The sequence below is a fragment of the Saccharomonospora piscinae genome (assembly GCF_005862235.1).
GTDB lineage: Bacteria > Actinomycetota > Actinomycetes > Mycobacteriales > Pseudonocardiaceae > Saccharomonospora > Saccharomonospora piscinae.
Map to the genome: position 1 here is coordinate 15,648 of NZ_VCEK01000002.1, position 22,601 is coordinate 38,248.

18 protein-coding genes and 1 tRNA gene are annotated in these 22,601 nt (G+C 71.0%); 12 read left to right on the forward strand and 7 right to left on the reverse strand.

Annotation, left to right across the window (positions count from 1 at the left end):
• The first annotated feature begins 48 nt into the window (after positions 1 to 48).
• Entirely contained in the window at positions 49 to 471 is a 423-nt protein-coding gene (locus FFT09_RS05580) for a hypothetical protein (RefSeq protein WP_081191796.1), read from the forward strand.
• Between the two features lie 54 nt (positions 472 to 525).
• Here FFT09_RS05580 and FFT09_RS05585 read toward each other — a convergent pair whose 3' ends face one another.
• Positions 526 to 1,299 (reverse strand): metal-dependent hydrolase, encoded by a 774-nt coding sequence (locus FFT09_RS05585; protein ID WP_081191797.1) that lies wholly within the window; start codon positions 1,297 to 1,299, stop codon positions 526 to 528.
• A gap of 246 nt (positions 1,300 to 1,545) precedes the next feature.
• On the opposite strand from FFT09_RS05585, the gene FFT09_RS05590 reads away from it, so the two are divergent.
• The 5 genes from FFT09_RS05590 to FFT09_RS05610 all read left to right on the forward strand — a co-directional run bounded on the left by FFT09_RS05590 (position 1,546) and on the right by FFT09_RS05610 (position 9,284).
• Positions 1,546 to 4,728: a S8 family serine peptidase gene (locus FFT09_RS05590; RefSeq protein ID WP_167305340.1), complete on the forward strand. Its 3,183-nt coding sequence runs from the start codon at positions 1,546 to 1,548 to the stop codon at positions 4,726 to 4,728.
• A gap of 96 nt (positions 4,729 to 4,824) precedes the next feature.
• Positions 4,825 to 6,249 (forward strand): non-homologous end-joining DNA ligase, encoded by a 1,425-nt coding sequence (gene ligD / locus FFT09_RS05595; protein ID WP_138382066.1) that lies wholly within the window; start codon positions 4,825 to 4,827, stop codon positions 6,247 to 6,249.
• Complete coding sequence (gene ligD / locus FFT09_RS05600; protein ID WP_138382067.1) at positions 6,246 to 7,154, forward strand: non-homologous end-joining DNA ligase; 909 nt, start codon at positions 6,246 to 6,248, stop codon at positions 7,152 to 7,154. The genes ligD (FFT09_RS05595) and ligD (FFT09_RS05600) overlap by 4 nt, the downstream gene beginning before the upstream one ends.
• A 199-nt stretch (positions 7,155 to 7,353) precedes the next feature.
• Positions 7,354 to 8,970 carry an ATP-binding SpoIIE family protein phosphatase gene (locus tag FFT09_RS05605; protein WP_138382068.1) on the forward strand — a complete coding sequence of 539 codons (1,617 nt, stop codon included), beginning with the start codon at positions 7,354 to 7,356 and terminating at the stop codon, positions 8,968 to 8,970.
• A complete protein-coding gene (locus FFT09_RS05610) occupies positions 8,967 to 9,284 on the forward strand; it encodes an STAS domain-containing protein (protein WP_081191802.1) in 318 nt (105 codons plus the stop codon). The genes FFT09_RS05605 and FFT09_RS05610 overlap by 4 nt, the downstream gene beginning before the upstream one ends.
• A gap of 4 nt (positions 9,285 to 9,288) precedes the next feature.
• Here FFT09_RS05610 and FFT09_RS05615 read toward each other — a convergent pair whose 3' ends face one another.
• Together FFT09_RS05615 and FFT09_RS05620 are read right to left on the reverse strand one after the other, a co-directional pair.
• The gene (locus tag FFT09_RS05615; protein ID WP_081191803.1) at positions 9,289 to 9,999 is read right to left on the reverse strand and encodes an SIS domain-containing protein; all 711 of its coding nucleotides are present in this window, start codon (positions 9,997 to 9,999) and stop codon (positions 9,289 to 9,291) included.
• A 90-nt stretch (positions 10,000 to 10,089) separates the two neighbouring features.
• Positions 10,090 to 11,727, reverse strand: coding sequence for an amidohydrolase (locus tag FFT09_RS05620; protein WP_138382069.1), 1,638 nt, complete (start codon positions 11,725 to 11,727; stop codon positions 10,090 to 10,092).
• Positions 11,728 to 11,824: 97 nt separating this feature from the next.
• Between FFT09_RS05620 and FFT09_RS05625 the strand changes: the two genes are divergently transcribed.
• The gene (locus FFT09_RS05625) at positions 11,825 to 12,493 is read left to right on the forward strand and encodes a hypothetical protein (protein ID WP_244231247.1); all 669 of its coding nucleotides are present in this window, start codon (positions 11,825 to 11,827) and stop codon (positions 12,491 to 12,493) included.
• A gap of 48 nt (positions 12,494 to 12,541) precedes the next feature.
• On the opposite strand, the gene FFT09_RS05630 is transcribed toward FFT09_RS05625, so the two are convergent.
• From FFT09_RS05630 to FFT09_RS05640, 3 genes are read right to left on the reverse strand one after another with little or no spacing between them, the layout of a single operon-like run.
• Positions 12,542 to 12,817, reverse strand: coding sequence for an amphi-Trp domain-containing protein (locus FFT09_RS05630; protein ID WP_081191805.1), 276 nt, complete (start codon positions 12,815 to 12,817; stop codon positions 12,542 to 12,544).
• Between the two features lie 46 nt (positions 12,818 to 12,863).
• A complete protein-coding gene (locus FFT09_RS05635) occupies positions 12,864 to 13,907 on the reverse strand; it encodes a cobalamin B12-binding domain-containing protein (protein WP_081191806.1) in 1,044 nt (347 codons plus the stop codon).
• Positions 13,908 to 13,910: 3 nt separating this feature from the next.
• A complete protein-coding gene (locus tag FFT09_RS05640) occupies positions 13,911 to 15,197 on the reverse strand; it encodes a PP2C family protein-serine/threonine phosphatase (protein WP_420852682.1) in 1,287 nt (428 codons plus the stop codon).
• Positions 15,198 to 15,361: 164 nt separating this feature from the next.
• Here FFT09_RS05640 and FFT09_RS05645 point away from each other — a divergent pair, with 164 nt between their 5' ends.
• A complete protein-coding gene (locus FFT09_RS05645; RefSeq protein WP_138382070.1) occupies positions 15,362 to 15,988 on the forward strand; it encodes a DUF6461 domain-containing protein in 627 nt (208 codons plus the stop codon).
• Between the two features lie 39 nt (positions 15,989 to 16,027).
• A complete protein-coding gene (locus FFT09_RS05650; RefSeq protein WP_138382071.1) occupies positions 16,028 to 16,588 on the forward strand; it encodes a CG0192-related protein in 561 nt (186 codons plus the stop codon).
• Between the two features lie 19 nt (positions 16,589 to 16,607).
• Here the strand turns inward: FFT09_RS05650 and FFT09_RS05655 are convergent.
• Positions 16,608 to 16,680, reverse strand: a tRNA-Thr gene (locus tag FFT09_RS05655).
• 251 nt (positions 16,681 to 16,931) lie between these two features.
• Between FFT09_RS05655 and FFT09_RS05660 the strand changes: the two genes are divergently transcribed.
• Genes FFT09_RS05660 through otsB form a run of 3 tightly spaced genes read left to right on the forward strand, consistent with a single transcriptional unit; the run spans position 16,932 to position 22,520 of the window.
• A complete protein-coding gene (locus FFT09_RS05660; RefSeq protein WP_024875358.1) occupies positions 16,932 to 18,455 on the forward strand; it encodes a threonine/serine exporter family protein in 1,524 nt (507 codons plus the stop codon).
• A 23-nt stretch (positions 18,456 to 18,478) separates the two neighbouring features.
• Positions 18,479 to 19,948 (forward strand): alpha,alpha-trehalose-phosphate synthase (UDP-forming), encoded by a 1,470-nt coding sequence (locus FFT09_RS05665; protein ID WP_081191809.1) that lies wholly within the window; start codon positions 18,479 to 18,481, stop codon positions 19,946 to 19,948.
• A 40-nt stretch (positions 19,949 to 19,988) separates the two neighbouring features.
• The gene (otsB, locus tag FFT09_RS05670) at positions 19,989 to 22,520 is read left to right on the forward strand and encodes a trehalose-phosphatase (RefSeq protein WP_138382072.1); all 2,532 of its coding nucleotides are present in this window, start codon (positions 19,989 to 19,991) and stop codon (positions 22,518 to 22,520) included.
• The last annotated feature ends 81 nt before the right edge of the window (positions 22,521 to 22,601 follow it).

Below are 22,601 nucleotides of genomic sequence, written 5' to 3' on the forward strand. Positions count from 1 at the left end.
TTTCTGCCTCGGCTACACACCCTGTGTAACACGAGAAAGGATCAGCTCATGCGCAGTGTTCGTCGCGGTATGGTGGCGGCCGCCCTGGCCTTCCCGCTTGCGTTCGGCTTCGCCGGTGTCGCGGGCGCGGCCGAGAAGGACGAGGCTCAGCTGAACTGGGCTTCCTACGAGGCAAACTACGCCCTCGCGGGTCCGGAAGGCGCCGTCGCCGGCGACGTGTCCACGGAGGCCGTTCAGGCCTCGATCGAGGGCAAGCACGGCAAGAAGAAGGACGCCAAGGAGGACGGCGACAAGCGCTCCGACAACGGCGACGCCCGCCACGGCGACAAGGGCAAGGACAAGGACAAGAAGAAGGACAAGGACAAGAAGTTCGGCTACTCGGAGTACGAGGAGTCGGGCGCCGCGGCCGGTGTCAAGGGTGCCGCCGCGTGGGACGTGGAGTCCGAGGCGTTCTACGCCGAGAAGGGCTGACGTTCTCGCCTGTTCTTCATTCAGCCGCCCCGGGGTCGTTTCCCCGGGGCGGCTTCATGTTGTCGAACTGCTAAATACGTCGTTCACGAAACCGACCAGCGCGGGCCACACCCCCGGAATGAGCAACACGCCAAGAACGGCGAAAACCGGGAAGAGGAAGGTTGTCTCGACCTTTTTTCCCGTGCGGAACCGCAGGGCCTTCGGGGGCCGCAACTCATACCACGTCTCCCCCGCGATGGGAACAGGGAACAGGAACGGGCAACCGGATTCGGTGAGAGCATCACCGAGACAGTGGGTGAAACACCCCAGCGCCACCGCGACGCCGAGCTGACCCGCCACCGAGTCGAGCTCGGCCAGCGCGTTCGGACTGTTCTCGGCGACCCACCAGACGACCGCACCACCCGCCACCGGCAACAGCCAGTCGCCCAGCCCGTCCTCGGCCAGCAGCAGGCCGAAGACCACCACCCCGACGACGACCCACGGCCCACCCTCCGCGGTACCCCACGCGGTCGCGCCGCCGAGCAGCAGCGCGAACAGCAGCGTGTGAGTGAGATGTCGGTGCGTGCCCTTCTTCCGCTCGTCCCTCGGCCCCTTCGTGACGGAGTACAACCCGGCCGACGCCTTCCGCAGCAGCCAGGAGAGCCCCCCGGTGACCGGTCCCAGCAGCCGCGACGCGCGCGCACCCGGATGGTCGAGGTCGGGCAGCAGGGCGTAGCCCGCCGTCGTGGCGGCGAAGACCACAGCCTGGGACAGCGTGGTGACGCCCACCGCGGGTGCGACGGCGAGGCCCGCACACCAACCGGTCAGTGCGTGGGTGCGACCCATCATGGGTGTCAGGGACCTCCAGCTTCTCCTTCGTCGAACACGGGTGCGAACAGTCTCCCCGACCGACCACGCGCAGTGATCAAGACCCCCGCCCCGCGCCGCCGTGCACCCTCGTGGACCCCTACGAAAGTCGGGACTTCACCGCCGAAGCGTCCGCGTGTGAAACGTCTGTGAGTCAACTGGAGATGATCGAGCAAAATTCCGCGCGTGGGAGGTCACCCAGTGACAGCACAACCCTGGTTCAGACGAATGGGGGTCGCGGCGACCGTCGGTGCCGTCGCGTTCCTCGGTGTCGGCGTACCGCAGGCATCCGGCCAGCAGCACCAACCGCCCCCGTCAGAACCCGGTGACGAACAACTCGACCGCGAGGACCGCGTTTTGCTCGACCAGGCCGCGAAGGCGGGCAAGTCGTCGGTGACGCTCCTGGTCGCCGCGGAACGCGGTCGCGCGGGCGCCGCCGCCGGCGAGCTGTCCGCGCTCGGGGGCACGGTGCGCGACACCGACGAGGAACTGGACTACCTCAAGGTCAGCGTGCCGCTCGAGTCGGCCGAGCAGGCGCAGAAGCTGCGCTCGGTCAAGGCCGTCGACGTCGACGGGCTCATCGCCAGGGACGAGCCGGAACCCGTGGGCTCGACCGACCCGATCCCGCAGCCCGCTCCCGACGCCGACACGCCGAAGCGCAACCCGTACCTGCCCACGCAGGACACCAAGGCCGCGCAGTTCACCGACTGGTTCCCCTGGTGGGACGGGCGCGGCACCACGATCGCCGTGCTCGACACCGGCGTCGACCTCGACCATCCCGCGCTCGCGAAGACGAGCACCGGCGAGCGCAAGATCGTCGACTGGTACACGGCCAACTCGCCCACCTCGGGCGACGGCACCTGGGTGACGATGTCGGAGCAGGTCCACTCCGGCACCTTCACCGCCGAGGGCCGCGAGTGGAGTGCCCCGGAGGGCGAGCACACGTTCGGCGTGTTCTCCGAGACCGCGGACGACCTGGGTTCCGGGTCGAGCGAACTCGGCGGTGACGTCAACCGCGACGGAGACCGGCAGGACAGCTGGGGCGTGCTCCTGGACGCGGACACCAAGCAGGTCCGCGTGGACCTCGACGGCGACGGCGACTTCACCGACGAGGAACCGATGCGCGACTACGCGATCGACCACGACGTCGCCCACTTCGGCAAAGACGACCCCGACACCGGGGTGGTCGAACGCATGTCCTTCGTCGTCCAGACCGACCAGCCCGGCTACGTCAACATCGGGCTCTCCGGCGGCGCGCACGGCTCCCACGTCGCGGGCATCGCGGCGGGCAACGACCTGTTCGGCGGCGAGATGGACGGCGCGGCGCCCGGAGCCAAGCTCATGTCGATCAAGGCGTGCCTGTCCACGCCGTCGTGTACGTCGAGCGGGCTCGTGGACGGCGTTGTCTACGCGGCGACCCACGGCGCCGACGTCGTCAACATCTCCATCGGCGGCCTGCCCGCGCTGAACGACGGCAACAACGCCCGCGCCGAGCTGTACAACCGCATCATCGACACCTACAACGTGCAGTTGTTCATCTCCGCGGGCAACAGCGGCGCGGGCGCCAACTCCGTGGGTGACCCGTCCGTGGCCACCGACGCGGTCAGCGTCGGCTCGTACATCACCGACGACACCTGGCTCGCCAACTACGGCTCCGAGTCCGCTACCGACGAGAGCCTGCACCCGTTCTCGTCGCGGGGTCCGGCCGAGGACGGCGGCTTCAAGCCCAACCTGATCGCCCCAGGCTCCGCCGTGTCGCCGATCCCCCGTTGGCAGGAGGGCAGCCCGGTGCCGGGCACCTACGAGCTGCCGCCGGGCTACGGCATGTTCAACGGCACGTCAATGGCCGCACCGCAGGCGACCGGCTCGGCCGCGCTGCTGGTAGGGGCGTACAAGTCGCTGCACCGGGGCGAGGGCCCCGACGTCGCCGTGCTGCGCTCGGCGATGAGCTCGACCGCCCGCTTCGTCGACGGCATCCCCGCCTACGCGCAGGGCGCCGGCCTGATCGACACCGTGAAGGCGCTGCGCGTGCTGCGCGGTACCGAGCACGCGGACGTCAGCACCTCCGTGGAGGTCGACACGGTGCTGTCGCACCAGCTGGCCACCCCGGACACCGGCGTCGGCATCCACGACCGCGAGGGCGTGACGGTCGGCGAGAGCTACACGCGGACCTACACGCTGACCAGGACGACCGGACCGGACCGGCCGGTGAACTACAAGGCCAGCTGGGTCGGCAACGACGGCACCTTCTCCTCGAAGCGCACCGTCAGGCTGCCGCTCGACCGGCCGGTGGAGTTCGACGTGCGGATCGAGCCCGAGACGGCGGGCGCCCACTCCGCGCTCCTGCGTCTGGACGACCGCAGGACCGTCGGCTACGACGTGCAGACCATGAACGTCGTGTTCGCACCGCTGGAGTTCGCCGAGAGCGACGGCTTCACGGCGGAGGCGTCCGGCGAGGTCGGGCGTAACCAGGTGTCGAAGGTGTTCGTCAGGGTTCCCGAGAACACCAGCTCGCTGAAGGTCGACATGGCGGCGGGCGGCGACGACGGCGCGGGCCAGGTGCGCTTCGTCCGCTACGACCCGACCGGCATTCCCGTCGACTCCACGTCGTCGATCCACTGCTTCAACCCGGACGCGGGCGGCGGCTGCCCCGGCGGCACCGCGGCGAGCCGGACGAGCGTGGATCCCATGCCGGGCGTGTGGGAGATCGTGGTGGAGTCGCGGCGAACCTCCGACGTCGAGACCGCGCCGTGGTCACTGTCGATGTCGGTGCAGGGCGCGACCGTGGAACCCGACCCCGACGTGCTGACCGAAGCGACGCTGAACGAGCCGGTGGCGCGGGAGTACACCGTCTCCAACGCCCTCGGCACCTTCACGGGCGGGCTGACGGGCGCCGCGCTCGACAGCGCGCGGCAGGAGCGGCCCACCATCGGTGACGGCGAGGCGCAGACCTACGACCTCACCGTGCCCGACGGTGCCTCGTCGCTGACCGCGACCATCGGTTCCACCTCCGACGGCGGAGCGGACCTCGACCTGTTCGTCTACGACTGCACCTCTGGGTCGTGCGTGCTGGCCGACTACACCGCCGACGGCGACTCCGAGGAGTCGGTGACCGTGGCCGACCCGGCGGCGGGCACCTGGCGAGTCGAGGTCGACGCCTACGCGGTGCCGTCCGGCGCGACCGAGTACGACTACCTCGACGTGTACTCGGTCGACGGCCTTGGCGCGATCGAGGTCGACGACCCGGCCACCGAACGCGCCACCGGCGACACCTGGACCGTGCCGGCCACCGTGACCGCCTCGGGCGAGCCCGGTGAGGGCCGGGTGCTGCGCGGCGTGCTCACCGTGCGCACGGAGGACGACCTGCGCGTCGCCAGCGCCGAGGTCATCGTCGAGTCCGTCACCGGCTGAGCCCGGCGACACTCTGGAACGGCCGGGCGCGATCTCACCGCGCCCGGCCGTTCTCGTCGCGGCGTTCACCACCGCACCTCCGGGTACCCCCGCCGTATGGCATCGCGACTCGACCCGTACCGGGGCAGGCGGCGGGAGGGCCGCACGCCCGAGCCGCTGCCCGGTGAGGTGGCCACGACCGGCGAGGGTGACCGGTTCGTCGTCCACGAGCACCACGCCCGCAGGCTGCACTGGGACGTGCGGCTCGAACGCGACGGCGTCCTCGTGTCGTTCGCCGTGCCGAAGGGGCTGCCCGACGAGCCGGGCACCGTGCGCCTCGCCGTGCACACCGAGGACCACCCGCTCGACTACGCCACCTTCTCGGGCGAGATCCCACCGGGCGAGTACGGCGCGGGGCGCATGTCGATCTGGGACCACGGCCACTACGAAACCCTCAAGTGGACCGAGCGCGAGGTGGCGGTGCTGCTGCACGGGCAGCGGCTGGAGGGCACCTACGTGTTCTTCCGTTCCGGCGATCGCGGCTGGAACGTCATCCGCTCCGATCCCCCCGACGACCCCGGCTGGAGCCCGCCGCCACCACTGCTGCGGCCGATGCTCGCCGTGGCGGGGACGCTGCCCGAGCCTGCCGAGGACGCGCGCTGGGGCTACGAGTTCAAGTGGGACGGGGTGCGCGCCCTCGCCAGGGTGGACGGGGGCCGAGCCACACTGTTCTCCCGCAACGGCGACGACATCAGCGGCACCTACCCGGAACTACGGGCACTCGGCGAGCGGCTCGGCAGCACGCGGGTGTGGCTCGACGGGGAGATCGTGGCCCTGCGCGACGGCAGGCCGAGCTTCGCCGCACTCCAGCGCCGGATCAACGCCGGTGAGCAGCGAGCGCGCAGCCTGGCCCGGCGGCACCCCGTGACCTACCTCGTGTTCGACCTGCTGCACCTCGACGGCCGTTCCTGCCTGGACCTGCCGTATCGGCAGCGCAGGTGGCTGCTGACCGAGCTCGACCTCGCCGGGGAGCACTGGCAGGTCCCGCCCGCCTTCGAGGGCGGTGGCCCCGCCGTGGTGGCCGCTGCCGCCGAACAGCAACTGGAAGGCGTGATCGCGAAACGGCTCGACTCGCCGTACCGGCCCGGTGACCGCAGCGGTGCCTGGCTCAAACTCACCGACGTGCGCACGGCCGAGGTGGTGATCGGCGGCTGGCGGCGGGGCGAGGGAAGGCGAGCGGAGACGTTCGGATCGCTGATGCTGGGGCTGCCCGGCGAGCACGGCCTGCGCTACCTCGGCCAGGTCGGCACCGGTTTCGACGACGCGGCGCTGCGCGCGCTCTCGGCCCGGTTACGCCGGCTGGAACGCCGCACCTCGCCGTTCGCCGAGACACTGCCCCGCGACCGGGCCGAGGGCGCCCACTGGGTGCGCCCGGCACTCGTCGGCGAGGTGGCATTCAAGAGCTGGACCGACGACGGCAGACTGCGCGCACCCGTCTGGCGTGGGCTGCGAACGGACCGCGACCCGGAGGAGCTGCGATGACCGCCGGACAAGTCGTCGACATCGAGGGACGCCGGTTTCGGCTGTCCAATCTGGACAAGGTCTTCTACCCGGACAGCGGGTTCACGAAGGGCGACGTGATCGATTACTACGTGCGCGTGGCTCCGGTGCTGCTGCCGCACGTCCGCGACCGGCCACTCACGCTGAAGCGGTATCCCGACGGGGTCGCGGCCTCGTCGTTCTTCGAGAAGAACGTCTCCCGCCACGCACCGGACTGGGTCCGCACCGTGCGCATCGACACCCCCGGCAGCACCCGGGGTTCGGAGAGCGCCGACTTCGCACTGGTCCAGGACCTGCCCACCCTCGTGTGGGCGGCCCACCTCGCGAGCATCGAACTGCATATTCCACAGTGGACTGTCGGGCCGAGGGGCGGGCTCCGCGACCCGGACCTGCTCGTCTTCGACCTCGACCCCGGCGAACCGGCGACGATCGTGGAGTGCTGCACAGTGGCCCGGTGGCTGCGCGACGAACTCGACGCCGACGGGCTGAGCGCACACCCGAAGACGAGCGGCTCCAAGGGACTGCAACTCTACGCGCCCGTGCGCGCGCGCTCGGGCGAGCGCACCAGCGCCTACGCCAAACGGCTCGCCGAGCGGCTCGAACAGGCGCACCCCGAGCTCGTCGTGTCCCGGATGGCCAAGAACCTGCGCGGCGGCAAGGTGCTCATCGACTGGAGCCAGAACAACCCGAAGAAGACGACCGTGGCGCCGTACTCCCTGCGCGCCCGGCCGTCGCCCACCGTGTCCACTCCGGTGACCTGGAGCGAGGTCGAGACGTGTGAGACACCGGAGGACCTCACCTTCGTCGCCGCCGAGGTCCTCGACCGGATCGCGGAGTCCGGAGACCTGTTCGAACCACTCCTCGCGGCGAACCGCCCACCCCTGTAACCGTGTCCGCAGATCAGGTAGCCGTGTCCGCAGCCCACGCAGCGGAGTTCGCACCGCACGATGCGGACACGGCGACGCAAACTGCGGACACGGCTACGCAGTCTGCGTAGGATTCGGACACGATGTCGGCGGCCGGACGAGCCGAGTATCACGTCGACATGGACTGCCGGGGCGGTAGGTGGAGACTATGCTCGCGGCTATGCCACGGGCGGTCGACACGACGGACAGCGCCGAGGACCGCCTGCGTCGGATCGAAGCGATCACCGATTCGACTCTGGCGCACCTGGGCGTGGAGGACGCGCTTCAGGAGCTGCTGGACCGGATCCGCGACAACCTCGAGGTGGACACCGCAACGGCACTGCTGCTGGACAGCGCCAAACAACACCTGGTCGCCACCGCCTCCTCCGGTATCGAGGAAGAGGTCCACCAGGGCGTGCGGGTGCGCGTGGGCGAGGGATTCGCGGGCCGCATCGCGGCGGAGTGCGAACCGTACGTCATCAACGAGGTCAGCTCCAGCACGGTCGTCAACCCGCTGTTGTGGCGCAAGGGTCTCCGCACGCTCGTCGGTGTTCCCCTGCTCGCGGAGGGTGAGCTGCTCGGCATCCTGCACGTCGGCACGTTCCGCGAACGCGAGTTCAACGACGCCGAGATCGACTGGCTTCGCCTCGCGGCCGACCGGATCTCGGTGAGTGTACGCAGCCAGCTGACCACCACCGAGCGCAACGCCGCGACCACGTTGCAGCGTTCGCTGCTGCCGACGGAGTTGCCGCGCGTGCCCGGGCTCGACTTCGGGTCGCGCTACGTTCCCGGGGAACGACTCGACATCAGTGGGGACTGGTACGACGTGTTCACACTGCCCTCGGGGCGGTTGTGCATGGCGATCGGCGACGTCGTGGGCCGGGGACTGCCCGCCGCGATGATCATGAGCCGGATCCGGACGGCGGTCCGGGCCTACGCGCTCGACTGCGACGGCCCCGCCGAGGTCCTCACCAAGATCGACCGCCACCTCCGGCACTTCGAACCCGAGTCCATGGCCACCATCGCCTTCGCGATGTGGGAACCGTCACTGGACCAGGTCCACCTCTCGCTGGCCGGGCATCTGGCTCCGGTGCTCGCCACCGGGCACGGCGACAGCCGCCTGCTCACCGACCTCCCCGTCGACGCACCCATCGGGGTCAGCTCGTCGACGCGGCCCCGGCGGACGGCCACACTCGACATCGGCCACGGCACCGCGTTGTTCTTCTACACCGACGGCCTGGTGGAACGTCGAGGACGACCGATCGAGGACGGGCTTCGCCTGCTGCGCGAGACCGTGCGGCCCGGACCGGCGGAGGTGGTCTGCGCCGAGGTCATGAGCGCCCTGGTCGGGTCGGAGGCGGCACGCGACGATATCGCCGTGCTCGCCGTGTGCCGACAGGAACCGGAATCCAACTCGTCGTTGGAGCTGGAGATCGACGCCGTTCCCGAGTCGCTGGCCGAGGTGCGCTCCGAGCTGCGTCGCTGGTTGCCGAGCGTCGGGGCGTCCGAGGATGATGTGGCCGATCTGCTGATCGCCGTGGGCGAGGCGGTGGCGAACTCGGTGGAGCACGCCTACGGGCCGCAGGGTGGCACGGTCACGCTGCGGCTGGAGGCGGGCGACGGCGCCGTGGAGGTCACCGTCCGCGACACGGGTACCTGGCGGGAAGCCAGGGGAAAGCACCGAGGAAGGGGAACACAGCTCATGCGGCAGCTCTGCGATGAGCTCACGGTCGACCACGGGGAGCAGGGCACCCGGGTGTGGCTGCGCAAGCTCCTTTCGAAGAGCGAGACCGCGTGACGGCGGCCGATGTCGACGTCCGCCCCCACGGCAGCACCATCGAGATCGTGCTCACCGGCGAGATCGATCTGTCCAACAGCGACGACGTGAAGGACCGGGTCTTCGCCTCGATCGACAACCACCTCGTCGGGGTGACGATCGACCTCGGCGGGCTCCGCTACATCGACAGCGCCGGTCTGCGCATCATCTTCGCACTGGCCGAACGGCTGCGGCTGTTGCAGACGGACTGCCGGGTGGTCGCTCCCGAGGGTTCCGCGACGCGGCGCGTCCTGGAGATGTCGGGCATGGCCGCCGTCGTGCGGCTCGACCCCTGAGCTCTCAGTTCGACAGCTCGGGAATCCGGTCGCTGTAGCGGGCGACGAGTTCCGCGTTGCGCTCGTCGCCGCCCGGCACGTTGGCACTGGTCCACACCGGCAGTGTCTCTCCCCGCTCCTCCGCGAGGTCGTGGAGTTCCGCGAGCAGCGCGGACCACAGGTAGGCACCAGCGATCGTGGACACCGCCGACGTTCGCGGTTCGCCGGCGGGATGCACGACGTCGCCCGGCGGCACCGCCGTGTCGAGCACCAGCGTGGCGTGCTCGGCCAGGCGGGTGCCGCTGCGGTCGGTGGCCGCCGCCGAGGCGGCCACCGACGTCACCGCGATCACGTCGACGCCGCGTTCCAGCGCGGTCCGCGCGATCTCGACGGGGTAGGGATTGCGCCCGCTGGTGGAGAACACCACAACGACGTCGCCGGGTCGGAGATCGGCCCGCTCAACGAGAGCACGGCCCCGCCCGGGCGCGCGTTCGGCCGCGGAGCTGCGCAACGCGCCGGACAGGGGCAGCACCTCGCCGTCCCACAGCGGGCGTACCGCCGCGAGCCCGCCCGCGCGGTAGAAGGTCTCGCACACCATCGCCAGCGAATGGCCCGCACCGGCGGCGTGAATCACACCATCGCCGTCGAGGACGTCGAGCAGCAGACCGGCGGCCTCGCGCAGCGCCGCCCGCCCGGTGTCGAGGCTGTCGAGCAGGCTCCGAACCTCGTCCCGCATCGTCGCACTCCAACCCTGTGTCGCCGTGTCCGCAGCCCACGTAGCCGTGTCCGCAGGCTGCGTAGCCGTGTCCGCGGTTCCCGTAGGGACTCAGCCCGCCCCGCCCCGGGCATAGGTCAGCTTCTCGCCGCCGTACACCGCCTCACCGCCGACGAACGTCGCCAGCACGCCGATCCCGTCGATGGCCGACGACGGCACGGTCGTGGGGTCGTCGTCGAGCAGCACGAGGTCGGCGTCCATCCCGGCCTCGATGTGGCCTCGCCGGTGCTCCAACCCGCCCGCGTACGCCGCGTGCGTGGTGAACGCCCGCAACGCCTCGGTGGCGTCCACGCGCTCGTCCTGCGCCAGCACCACACCACCGCTCGTGGTGCGCTCGACCATGTTCCGCATGCCCGCCAGCGGCGCGCCCGTGCCCACGCAGGGCCGGTCGGAGCTGGCCGGGACCCGCAGTCCCGCGTCGAGGAACGACCGGTGCCGGTACACCCACGGCACGCGGGCGTCGCCGAGCGCGGCGCGGATGGTGTCGCCGATCTCGTACAGGAAGCGCGCCTGCGGCACCGGGACGACGTCGAGTGCCGCCAGTCGCGGCAACTGGTCGGGCCGCACCATGGCCGCGTGCTCGATCCGGTGCCGCACACCGGGCCGGGGGAACTCCCGCTGCGCCTGCTCGAACGCGTCGAGCGTGAGGTCGATGGCCCGGTCGCCGATCGCGTGCGCGGCCACCCGCCAGCCGCTGCGGTGCGCGGCGAGGATGCGTGCCCGCAGCACCTCAGGGTCGTCGCCCAGCACGCCGAGTCCCCCACCGCCCTCGAACGGCTCCGTCACCGCCGCCGTGCGACTGCTCAACGCGCCGTCGGTGAAGATCTTCATCGGGCCGATGCGCAGCCTGTCGTCGCCGAACCCGCTGCGCAGGCCGAGATCGAGCCCCACGAGTTCCTCGGCGAGCGGGTGCAGTACGTCCGCGGCGGGCATCAGCTCGACCCGCGCCGTCAACTCACCACGCTGCCGGGCGAGCTGGTAGGCCGCCGCCTCGGCCGGGCTGTGGCCGATCCAGCCGCCCCCGATGCCCGCCTCCGTGACGTGGGTGAGGCCCTCCGCGGCGTACACCTTCGCCGCCCTGGCGATGGCCTCGGCCAGCTCGTCGACCGGGTACGGCTTGACGAGCGCGTCCACGAGCTGCTGGGCCTGCTCGGCGAGCAGGCCCGTGGCCTCGCCCGCCGCGTCGCGCTCGACGACGCCGCCCTCCGGCACCGGCGCGCTGCCGTCGAGAATCCCCGCCTTGTCGAGGATCGCGCTGCTGGCCACGCACATGTGCGCGGAGCGGTGCTTGAGCCACACGGGACGGCCACCACCGGCGCGGTCCAGCGCCGCCCGCTCGGGGTGGCGGCCCAGCACGAAGTCGTCGTACTGCGACCCGACGACCCAGGCATCCGACGGGAGCTGCGCGGCGCGGGCGGCCACCGTGTCGTACAGCTCGTCGAGCGTGCGGCATCCGGACAGGTCCAGCTCCGCGAGCGACAGCCCGTACCAGACCATGTGGTTGTGCGCGTCGGTGAATCCGGGCGTGAGCACGGCACCGCCGCCGTCCACGACCGTGCGCGCGGAGAGGCCGGCGACCTCGTCGTCGACGCCGACGATGCGACCGCCGAGCACGCCCACGGTATGGGCCCGGGGCGCCTCGTCCCGCATGGTCAGGGCACGCACGTTTCGCAGAAGCAGGTCCAGCACCGCGGTTTCCTCCCTAGAATTCGGGTCACGAAGTCGGCCGATTACCCTCGGAGCACGCTCGACGGTACCCGGACGCGGGAGAAAGGGGCAGCGGTCTGTGCGCCAGAAACTCAGGCGGCCGGCGATCGCGGTGATGGCGTGCCTTGCCGTGGCCGCGGCACTGGCCACCGGCTGCACGACCTCGCCCGCGGCCACGGCGGAACCGGTGCAACGCACCCACACGGTCGTGTTCGACCCCTACGGCGAGCACGGCGATCCCGCCGCGGGCCTCCGGGTCACCGACGAGGTGTCGGCGCGGTGCGAGAACTCCCTGCTCAGCCCGGAGAATCCGCTCGCCCGGCGTTGCTTCACCAACGAGACGACAGTGGCCCTGGACCCGTGTTTCGTGCCGGCGGGGCCGGTACTCGTCCGCGCTCCCGGGGACGGGGACGCGCAACTCACCAGCGTCGACACCGTGGCACTCTGCCTCGCCGACCCGGCACAGTCCGAGCTCACCAGGGTGTACGTGCTGCACGACAACGGTGAGCAGCCGCGCGATTCGGCGGCGTTCGACCCGCACTGGTTCCTCGAACTCGCCGACGGCACGCGCTGCGCCAAGATCTTCGGGGTGCGCGAGACGGTCGAGGGCCACCACCTCAGCTACCGCTGCGACGAGGGCCAGCTCTACGGGATGCTGGACGAGGCAGGAACCGTCTGGACCATTCACCACCGTGCCGAGGGGGAGGACGAGCTGGACGTCGCGGAGGTGCGCACAGTCTGGAAGTGAGGCCGTGGCGGACGGCGGTGGCCCGCCACGGTCTCCGGGACAGGCCGGTCAGACCACCGGCTTGTCGTCGGCTTCGGTCGCCTCGTCGGCGTCCTCGCCCGCATCGGCCAGCGTCCACTTCAGCTGGAACTCGATCTCCTCCTCGCCGTCGCCCCGCTCGTGCTCGATGGAGAACTGGGCGCGAGCGGGAACGCGGACGCGCTCACCGGCGATCTGGATGCGGAACGGCTGGTCGGTCTCCAGTGCGTCGGCGAGACGGCGCAGCTTGGCGACCACCTCCGCGGTCGAGTAGAACTGCTCCACATCACGGGGTGCGGCGGTCACGACTCCTCCTTCACGGCTCGGGTTGTCGAGTCGATCATGGCACGGGTCACGCGGGCGCGGTGCCGGGCCAGCGGTCCTCCACCAGCCTCCGCGCCAACGGGTACTCCCCCAGCGCGGCCACGAGCTCCCCGCGCAGGTCGACGACCGCCGACGGCGGCACCGAGCGCGCCCGCAACACGGCGGCCGTCCAGTCGGCGACCTCACTCACGAGCCTGCCGTCGCCCGTCAGCAGCGCGCCCTGCAGGCAACGCAGCGGCTGCTCGATACAGTCGCGCGCCACCAGCGTGAGGTCGGTGTCGGCCACGATGTCGTCGGCGGGCGCGAGCCCGGCCGGTTTCCAGTGCCGCGCCACCAGCTCCACCAGACGGTGATGATCGGCGTCGAGACCGCGCTGCTCCGACACCACGGCCACGGGCAGCGGCTCCACCGGTTCGACGGTGGCGGGCAGCTCCTCGACGAGATCGAGCCCCTCGGGCAGGGTCGGCGCCCACGCCGTCGCCCCGAGCGCGCGGGCACGCAGCGCATCGGGACCGAACGCCGCACCGCCCGCCAGTACCGGGATGCCTGCGGTCGTGGCCGCCTCGATGGCCCGGCGGGTGCTGGGCAGCCCACCGGCCACCGACGTACTCACCGCCACGGCGTCGGGCGCCATCTGCTGCAGGTAGGAGTAGAGCCGCTCGGCCGGAGTGGCGGCCCCGAGAAACGTGACCTGCCAGCCACGGGTTCGCAGGCTGGTGCCGACGACCATCGCCGCCAGCGCGTGCCACTCCCGTTCGGCGCACCCGACGACGACGCGGCCCTTGGTGGCGGGAACCTCGCGGACCCGCCTGGCCACGGCCTCGGTCGCGGCCAGCGAGATACCGGTGGCGATGTGTTCCTGCGCGACCGACCACTGCCCGTCCTGCCACCGCTGCCCGATCGCGCGCTGTGCCGGGGTGATCACCTCGCACAGCACCGACAGTGGCGCGTGGCCGTCGTCGAGCGCGCTGTCCACGACGCCCACCGCGGCCGACGTGTTTCCCGACAACAGCGCGTACTCGAAGTCGTCGAGGACGGCCACATTGTCGGAACGGGGAGGGCCGGTGCTCATGGATCACGCTCCGTTTCGCACGGCGAGCAGGGCGATGTCGTCGTGGCCGCCCCCGTCGAGATGTTCGAGGACGCGCTGCTCGACAGCCTCGCACAGGGTGGCCGGTCCCGCTCCCGCGTACTCGGGCAGCAGCAGGCGCAGCCGTTCGTGGCCGTAGAAGTCGTCGGGCCCGCGCGCCTCGTCCACCCCGTCGGTGTAGAGCAGCATGGTGTCGCCCTCACCGAGCCGCACCCCGGCCTCGGCGAAGGTCAGGCCGGGGATCATGCCGGCGACGGTGCCCGCGATCGTGACCTCGTCGACGGTGCCGTCGGCCCGCAACACCAGCGGTGGAGGGTGCCCGGCCACCCCCACGGTCGCCGCCAGTTCCGCCGACTCCGGCTCCCGCTGGAACCGCACGCACGCAGCGGTGACGAACCGGTCGGCGAGCTGGCCGCGCAGGACCTCGTTCAACGCACCGAGCACGCGCGCGGGCGAGCGGTCGAAGAACGCCGCCGCTCTGATCGTCTGCCGCGCGAGGCCGGTGTAGACGGCCGCGTCGATGCCCTTGCCGCACACGTCGCCGACCACGACGGTGAAGTCCTCGGGCGTGCCGTGGACGTCGTAGAAGTCGCCGCCGATGCTGAGCCGCTGGGCGCCGGGCCGGTACCGCGCGGCCAGCCGCACCCCGCCCAGTTCCGGCAGTTCCGGCGGGCGCAGCGACGCCTGCAACGCCTCCGCCATCTGCCCGCGCTCCTCGTAGAGCCGCGCCGACTCCAGGGTGGCGGCGACCCGGTAGACGAACTCCTCGGCCACCAGTACGTCACCGGAGGTCTCCTGGTCGTCGGCGCGCGCGAGCAGGAGCACCCCGTTGGTGGCACCGCCGATGTTCAGCGGTACGGCGAGCATCTCGGCGGGGCGGCGACTCGCCACCACGGCCCTCAGCGCTTCCGAGGGAACCAGCGCGTCCAGGATCTCCGGACGGTCACCTGCTGGGAGTGCGTACCGGGCCGTGGTTCCGCGCCGCCGGAGGCGGGACAGCTCGTGGTCGGGTGCCAGCCTGCCGAGCGGAGTGGGGCCGGTCGCCCGCCCGCTGCTGTCGTGGGAGTACACCGAGACCTGATCGGAGTCGAAGAAGGCCAGCATGGCCCAGTGCCCCAGAGCGGGGACGGCGAAGCCGAGTGCGCGCAGCGCCGTGCGCCGGACGTTGAGCGAACCGGCGAGCTGCCGCGAGACCTGTTGCAGAAAGCGCATCTGCTCCCGGTCACCGCCGACCGCGGCCGGACCGGGCCGATGGTCGGCTGACGTACTCACAACGGGACTCCTCGGCGAACATGGCGTCGGTATCCGACCTTACGGGACGGAGACGGCTCCGAGCCCCGTCGCGACCTTCTCGTGGCCCCACCGTGGCACGAGATCGTCGGAGGGTCACCGTATGGTCGCCCACGGCACGACGCAGACGAGTCCGGGACGGTGAAATGGTGATCGAGCCCGTGGACGGCACCGAGCAGCAGCGCGCCGACTCGCTCATCGCGTCCTACCGATGGGCGTCCGGGTGGAGCGACTTCCAGCTGGAGGTCGCCGTCGTCGCCGGGATCGGTGAGGACGACGCGATCAGGCGGCTGGGAGCCGAGCCGGCCGCGTGCCCCCGCGTTCGCAGCCCGTACGCGGCGGTGCGATACGCCCTCGGCGACGAGGATCCCCTCTACGAGCACGACGAGTGGGTGCTCGGGCCGGAGCGCGCCGACGCCTACCTGGGTGCGTGCGACGGCGGTGTGGCCGTGCTCGGCCCCACCGCCTCCGAGGGGCGGGCCTGCCGGAACCTGTCCAGCGGCACGCGGCTGGCGAGCGTGTTCTTCAACCCCAAGGGCAGCCTCTACGCCTCGTGCTGGCGGGACGCGACGCTGCTGTACCGGACAGAGCCCGGCACGCCCCCACCGCACGAGCGCCCCGAGGAACGGCTCCACCACTTCGGCGACCCGGAGCACTCCTCACCGGACGAGGCGAAGGTGCTGGCGCTGCTGACTCACCACACGGGCGTGAGCATCACACAGCGGTGGCTCACGCACGGCCGGGTGCGGGCGGTGACCCTGCCCGGCGACTGAGCACCGGGCATCGCGCGCGAGCCCGGCTAGTTTGGTCGGATGGCGATCATCTACCAGGCGAACATCGTTCCCACGAAGGCAGAACTCGTCGCGGCGTGGCTGCCGAAGCAGCCCTGGTTCGACGGGCAGGCAACCCAGCTCAACCCGATCGGCTCCTACCGCTTCGACGACCCGGTCGGCGAGGTCGGCATGGAAGCGCATCTGTTCGCGGCAGGACAGCGGCTCGTCCACGTCCCACTGACCTACCGCGCCGCGCCACTGGACGGCGCCGAGGAGTGGCTCGTCGGCACCATGGAACACTCGGTGCTCGGCACCCGCTGGGTCTACGACGGCCCCGGCGACCCGGTCTTCCGAACCGAGCTGACCCGCGTCATCCTCGACGCGGACACCCAGGTCGAGCAGATCGTCCACACACCGGAAGGCCCGGTGACCCGCGAGCCGACGATGTGGGTCCGCGGCAGCGGCGCGAGCCGGAATCCCGCCGAGGGAATCGTCGTGGTCCGTGATCCCCGCCGAGCACCGGCCCGGCCTGCCGGCCCGGCCCTCACCGGAACCTGGGGCGACCGGGACGAGCCCGCGGTGCTGGCCTACCTCGCCTGAGGCGTCGATCGCCTCACGGAGCCGGCAAGGGGACTCGAACCCCTGACCTTCTGTTTACAAGACAGATGCTCTACCAACTGAGCTATACCGGCCGGATTTCCGTGCGCCGGGGGGCGCGCGGCTCCACCCTCACTATATCCAGCGCGATGTGCGCCACAGCGACCGCCCGGGAAGCCTCGTCGTGCCTGTTGAGCGGGCCAGCAGCGATTACCGTGGACCGAGGTCACAGTCGAACAACAATGTGGTATACGCCACGGCCCTTGGGGTGCAACGACCAGCGTCACCCGGCCGATGGTCTGGCGGGGGATTCGCTGGAACTCCCTCGCTTGTCGAGGAGGTGGAGATGAAACTGAAGCCGCGCGCTCGTGCGGCCGCACCCAAGCGCCGTCACGCGTGGCAGATCCTGGAAGCACCAGCCGACGATCAGGCAGACAAGCGCGCACAGCGGCAGCAGCGCAGCCACCGCACCCGGCAGCGCGCGTGGCACGTCCTGGAGCCGCCGACGGGTGAGTTGCCCGCGGTGGAACCGTTCCAGGACCACGCCATCGGGCCCGAGCTGCCCGACGAGACCACCGTTCACCTGGTCCTGGACCTGGTGACGCGGATCGGCGAGGTCCAGATGGCCAACGGCGCTGGCGCGTCGGACGTCACCGCGACCATCCTCGCGCTGACCCGCGCGCTGGGTGTGCCGCGCTGCGAGGTGGACGTGATCTTCACGTCCATCACCGTGAGTTGCCTCCGGGGCAGTGACCTTCCCCCGGTCACGGCGCTTCGCGTCGTCCGCTCGCGCAGCCTCGACTACACCCGGTTGTCCGAAACCGAACGCCTCGTGCAGCGGCTGCTCCGCAACCGGATCAGCGCGGCCGACGCGTACACGGAACTGGTCAGCATCACCAACGCCAAGCACCCCTACCCGCGCTGGGTCTCGACCCTGGCCTGGGGCGGCATGGCGGGTTTCATCACCCTCCTGCTCGGCGGGACCGGCTGGCTGCCGGTGATCTCGTTCGTGATCAGTGCCGTGGTCGACCGGGTGGGCCGGCTGCTCAACAAGGGCGCCCTGCCCTTTTTCTTTCAACAGGTGGTCGGCGGGTTCATCGCGACGCTCGCCGCGACCGCCATCGTCAACATCGAATCCCTCGATCTCGAAAGACCCACCCTGGTGGTCGCCGCGGCCCTGACCGTGTTGCTGTCGGGACTGTCCACGGTGTCCGCGGTGCAGGACGCCATCACCGGTTACTACGTCACGGCGTCGGGCCGGACCCTCGAAGTGGCGATCATGAGTGCGGGACTCATCACGGGCGTGGGTGCCGCGCTCAGCCTCGCGACCGAGCTGGGTGCCACGCACACGCCCCTGCCCACCACGCCCGCGTACACCCCGCTGTCGCTGCCGGTGATGATGGTGGCCGGGACGGGCGCGGCGGCGTGCTTCGCACTGGCGTCGTACTCGAAGGTGCGACCGCTGGCCGTGGCGGCCGTCGCGGGTGCCGTGGGCGCGAGCGCGTACGGCGCACTCGGTCTCGCCGGCTACAACCAGATCTTCGCCGCGTCCATCGCGGCGACGCTCGTGGGGCTCGGCGGGGGCGTGCTCGCCCGCAGGCTCAAGGTCACCCCGCTGGTGGTGGCCGTGTCCGGCATCACCCCGCTCCTTCCGGGGTTCTCCACCTACCGGGGAATGTCCGAACTCGTCGACGGCGGCAACATCACCACGCTCATGTCCGCCGTGGCCATCGGCCTGGCACTGGCCGCGGGCGTAGTGCTCGGTGAGTTCCTGGCGCAGCCGGTCAGGACGGGTCTCGGCAGGCTCGAACGCAAGCTGTCAGGGCCCCGGATGGCCGGGCCCCTGAACGCTGGCCGCCCCCTCGAATAGCTCCACCGCGATACTGTTTGAGCATGCCTTTCCCGGAGCTTGCCGAACCGTCGGAGATTCCCCGGTCGAACGCGAGAGCCGAGTTCGTGGTCGTCGCCAACCGGTTGCCGGTGGACCTCGAACGCTCCTCGGACGGCACCCAGCGCTGGACACAGAGCCCCGGCGGGCTCGTGTCCGCGCTGGAGCCGTTCCTGCGCTCCCGCAAGGGCGCATGGGTGGGCTGGCCCGGTGTTCCGGACGTGGACGTCGAGGAGTTCAGCGACGACGGCCTGGTGCTGCACCCGGTGTCGCTGACCTCCGCGGAGGTGGCCGACTACTACGAAGGCTTCTCGAACGCGACGCTGTGGCCGCTCTACCACGACGTGGTGGCCCGGCCGGTGTTCGACCGCGGCTGGTGGGAAAGCTACGTGCGGGTCAACCGCCGCTTCGCCGAGGCCAGCGCCGCCGTGGCGGGTGAGGGCGCCACCGTGTGGGTGCAGGACTACCAGCTGCAACTCGTGCCCACGATGCTGCGCGACCTGCGCCCCGACCTGCGTATCGGGTTCTTCCTGCACATCCCCTTCCCGCCCGTGGAGCTGTTCATGCAGCTGCCGTGGCGGGCCGAGATCGTCCGCGGGCTGATCGGAGCCGACCTGGTGGGCTTCCACCGGCCCGGTGGGGCGCAGAACTTCCTCTGGCTGGCCCGGCAGCTCATCGGGCTGGAACCCAGCCGGGGCTCGGTGGGTGTGCGATCCCGTCCGGGCATGGTGCAGGTCGGCGACCGCACCGTCCGGGTCGGCGCGTTCCCCATCTCCATCGACGCGGCGGGGCTCGACACCCTGTCGCGCAGCAAGGAGGTCCAGGAGCGTGCCGCGCAGGTGCGGCACGAGCTGGGCGACCCGAAGACGGTGTTGCTCGGGGTCGACCGGCTCGACTACACGAAGGGCATCGACCTGCGGTTGCAGGCGTTCCACGAACTGCTCCAGGAGGGCAGGGTCAAGCCCGACGACGTCACGTTCATCCAGCTGGCCACTCCCAGCAGGGAGCGGGTCGAGCACTACCAGCAGATGCGCAGTGAGATCGAGCAGATGGTGGGGCGCATCAACGGCGAGTTCGCCCGCGTCGGGCACCCCGCCGTGCACTACCTGCACCAGTCCGTGAACCGCTCCGAGCTGGCCGCGTTCTTCTCCGCCGCCGACGTCATGGTCGTCACGCCGCTGCGGGACGGCATGAACCTCGTCTGCAAGGAGTACGTCGCGTGCAGACACGATCTTGGTGGCGCACTCCTGCTGTCGGAGTTCGCGGGAGCGGCGGCCGAGCTGAGCAGCGCTTTTCTCGTCAATCCGCACGACCTGGACGGGGTGAAGAACGCACTCGAACAGGCCATTACGCTCGACCCCGCGGAAGGTCGGCGTAGGATGCGCGCCTTGCGTCGTCAGGTGCTGACACACGACGTCGACAGGTGGGCGCGCTCGTTCCTCGAAGCCCTCGGGACCGAAGCGGCCACCGCCTGACTGCTTCTCCATATGCTGCTGAACTCCTGAAGGAGGAGTGTTGACCGCCGAGGCCCTGCCCGCCGAGCTGCGGCGCGCGATCGTGCAGATCGCCAGGACGCCGCGTCTGCTGGTCGCCTGCGACTACGACGGAACGCTGGCGCCCATCACGACGAATCCCGACGAGGCCAGAGCCAGGCCGGAGTCGGTCGGCGCGCTGCGGTCCCTGGCGTCCCTGCACGAGACCACGTCCGCGGTGATCTCCGGCCGCGCACTGCGTGACCTGGCCATTCTGTCCCGCCTGCCCGCCGAGGTGCATCTCGTCGGCAGCCACGGCTCCGAGTTCGACATCGGATTCGTTCACGCGCTCGAATCGGACGCCCGCGACCTGCACCGAAAGCTGGAGAGCGAGCTGACCCGCCTCATCGACGGTGTCGACGGCGCCACGCTGGAGGTGAAGCCGGCCAGCGTGGCGGTACACGTGCGGCGAGCCGACCGGGACGCCGCACAGCGCGTGGTGAGCGCCGTACACGACGGCCCCGCCACGTGGGACGGCGTCTCGACCACGGACGGCAAGGAGGTCGTCGAACTCGCGGTCGTGAAGACCGACAAGGGCAGCGCGCTGGACACGCTGCGCCACCAGGCCGGCGCCACCGCAGCCGTGTTCGTCGGCGACGACGTCACCGACGAGAAGGCGTTCGCCCGCCTGCACGGCCCCGACCTGGGCGTGAAGGTCGGCGACGGCGACTCACTCGCCCAGTACCGCATCGACGACACCGAGGACGTCGCGACGGTGCTCGCGTTCCTGCTGGAGGAGCGCCGCGCCTGGCTCTACGGGGAGCAGTCGCCGCCCATCGAGCGGCTGTCGATGCTCGCCAGCGAGCGGTCGGTCGCCCTGCTCACCCCGGACGCCAAGCTCACGTGGCTGTGCCACCCCGGCCCCGACGCGCCCGCCGTGTTCGCCGACCTGCTCGGCGGTGAGGGCGCGGGCCACTTCTCGATCAAGCCGCACCGCAACGGGCTTCCGCTCGGGCAGCGCTACCTGCCCAACACGATGACGGTGGAGACCCGCTGGTCGCGGCTGCTCGTCACCGACTACTTGGAACCGGAGAGCGCGCCCCATCGCACCGACCTCGTGCGGGTCATCAGCGGCGAGGCCACCGCGTCGATCGTGTTCGCGCCCCGGCCCGAGTTCGGCGGCGTCCCCGTGCGGCTGCTGCGGGAGGAGGACGGCCTCCGGGTGCTGGGGACCTCCGAGCCGTTCGTGCTGCGCTCCCCCGGCGTGCAGTGGGAGATCACGAGCGACGGGCTGCACGACACCGCCAGCGCGCTGGTGGAGCCCGACCAGGGCAGGCCGGTGGTGCTCGAACTGCGGTGCGGCACCACCGACCTCGGCAGCCACGAGCTGAGCGAACTCGACCGGCGGTCCAGGGCAGGACGGTACTGGAGCGACTGGGCCACCACGCTGAAACTGCCGCAGGTGGAGCCCGAACTGGTCGCCCGGTCGGCGCTGACCCTGCGCGGGCTCGCCGACTCCGACACCGGGGGCGTGATGGCCGCCGCCACCACCTCCCTGCCCGAGGAGATCGGCGGGGTCCGCAACTGGGACTACCGCTACTGCTGGATCCGCGACGGCGCCATGACGGTGCGCGAACTGGTCTCGCTCGGATCACTCGACGAGGCCGAAGGCTTCCTGCGCTGGCTGCACGGCGTGCTGTCCACGCTCGCGGGCCCGGAACGGCTGCACCCGCTGTACACGCTGGCCGGAACCCAGCTCGGCGCCGAAGCCGTGATCGACTCGCTGCCCGGCTACAAGGGTTCGCGGCCGGTGCGCGTCGGCAACCTCGCCAACCACCAGGTGCAGCTCGACGTCTTCGGTCCCGTGGTGGAGCTCGTCATGACGCTCGCCGAGGCGCGGGGCGAGCTGCGGGACGAGGACTGGCAGATGGTGCGCGCCATGGCCGAGGCCGTGACCCGGCGCTGGTCGGAGCCCGACCACGGCATCTGGGAGGAACGGCACGTCCCGCGGCACCGCGTGTACTCGCGCGTCATGTGCTGGCTGACGATCGACCGCGCCATCAAGCTCGCCGAGATCTACCAGCGTCCGGTGCCGACCGGCTGGCACGAACTGCGCGACACGATCGCCACGGACGTGCTCGACCAGGGCTGGAACGACGAGGTGCGCGCCTACACCACCGCCTACGACGGCACGGACCTCGACGCGGCGTCGCTGTTCGTGGGGCTGTCCGGCCTGCTCGACCCCAACGACGAGCGGTTCCAGTCGACGGTGACCGCCATCGAGGCCGAGCTGCGCAGCGGCTCCACGGTCTACCGCTACCACAGGGAGGACGGCCTGCCCGGCAACGAGGGCGGCTTCCACCTGTGCGCGGCCTGGATGATCGAGGCGTACCTGCTGACCGGCAGGCGCACCGAGGCGGAGGAACTGTTCGAACAGCTCGTGGACGCCGCGGGACCGACCGGCCTGCTGCCGGAACAGTACGACCCGGTTGCCGAGCGCTCGCTGGGCAACCACCCGCAGGCGTACTCGCACATCGGTCTCATCCGCTGCGCACGCCTGCTCTCGGAAGCCTGAGGGTCACCGCGCCCTGTGCCGGGGTGCCGCGAAGGCCACCCTCGCTGCACAGGGCGCAGTGAAGGCCACCCTCGCTGCGTC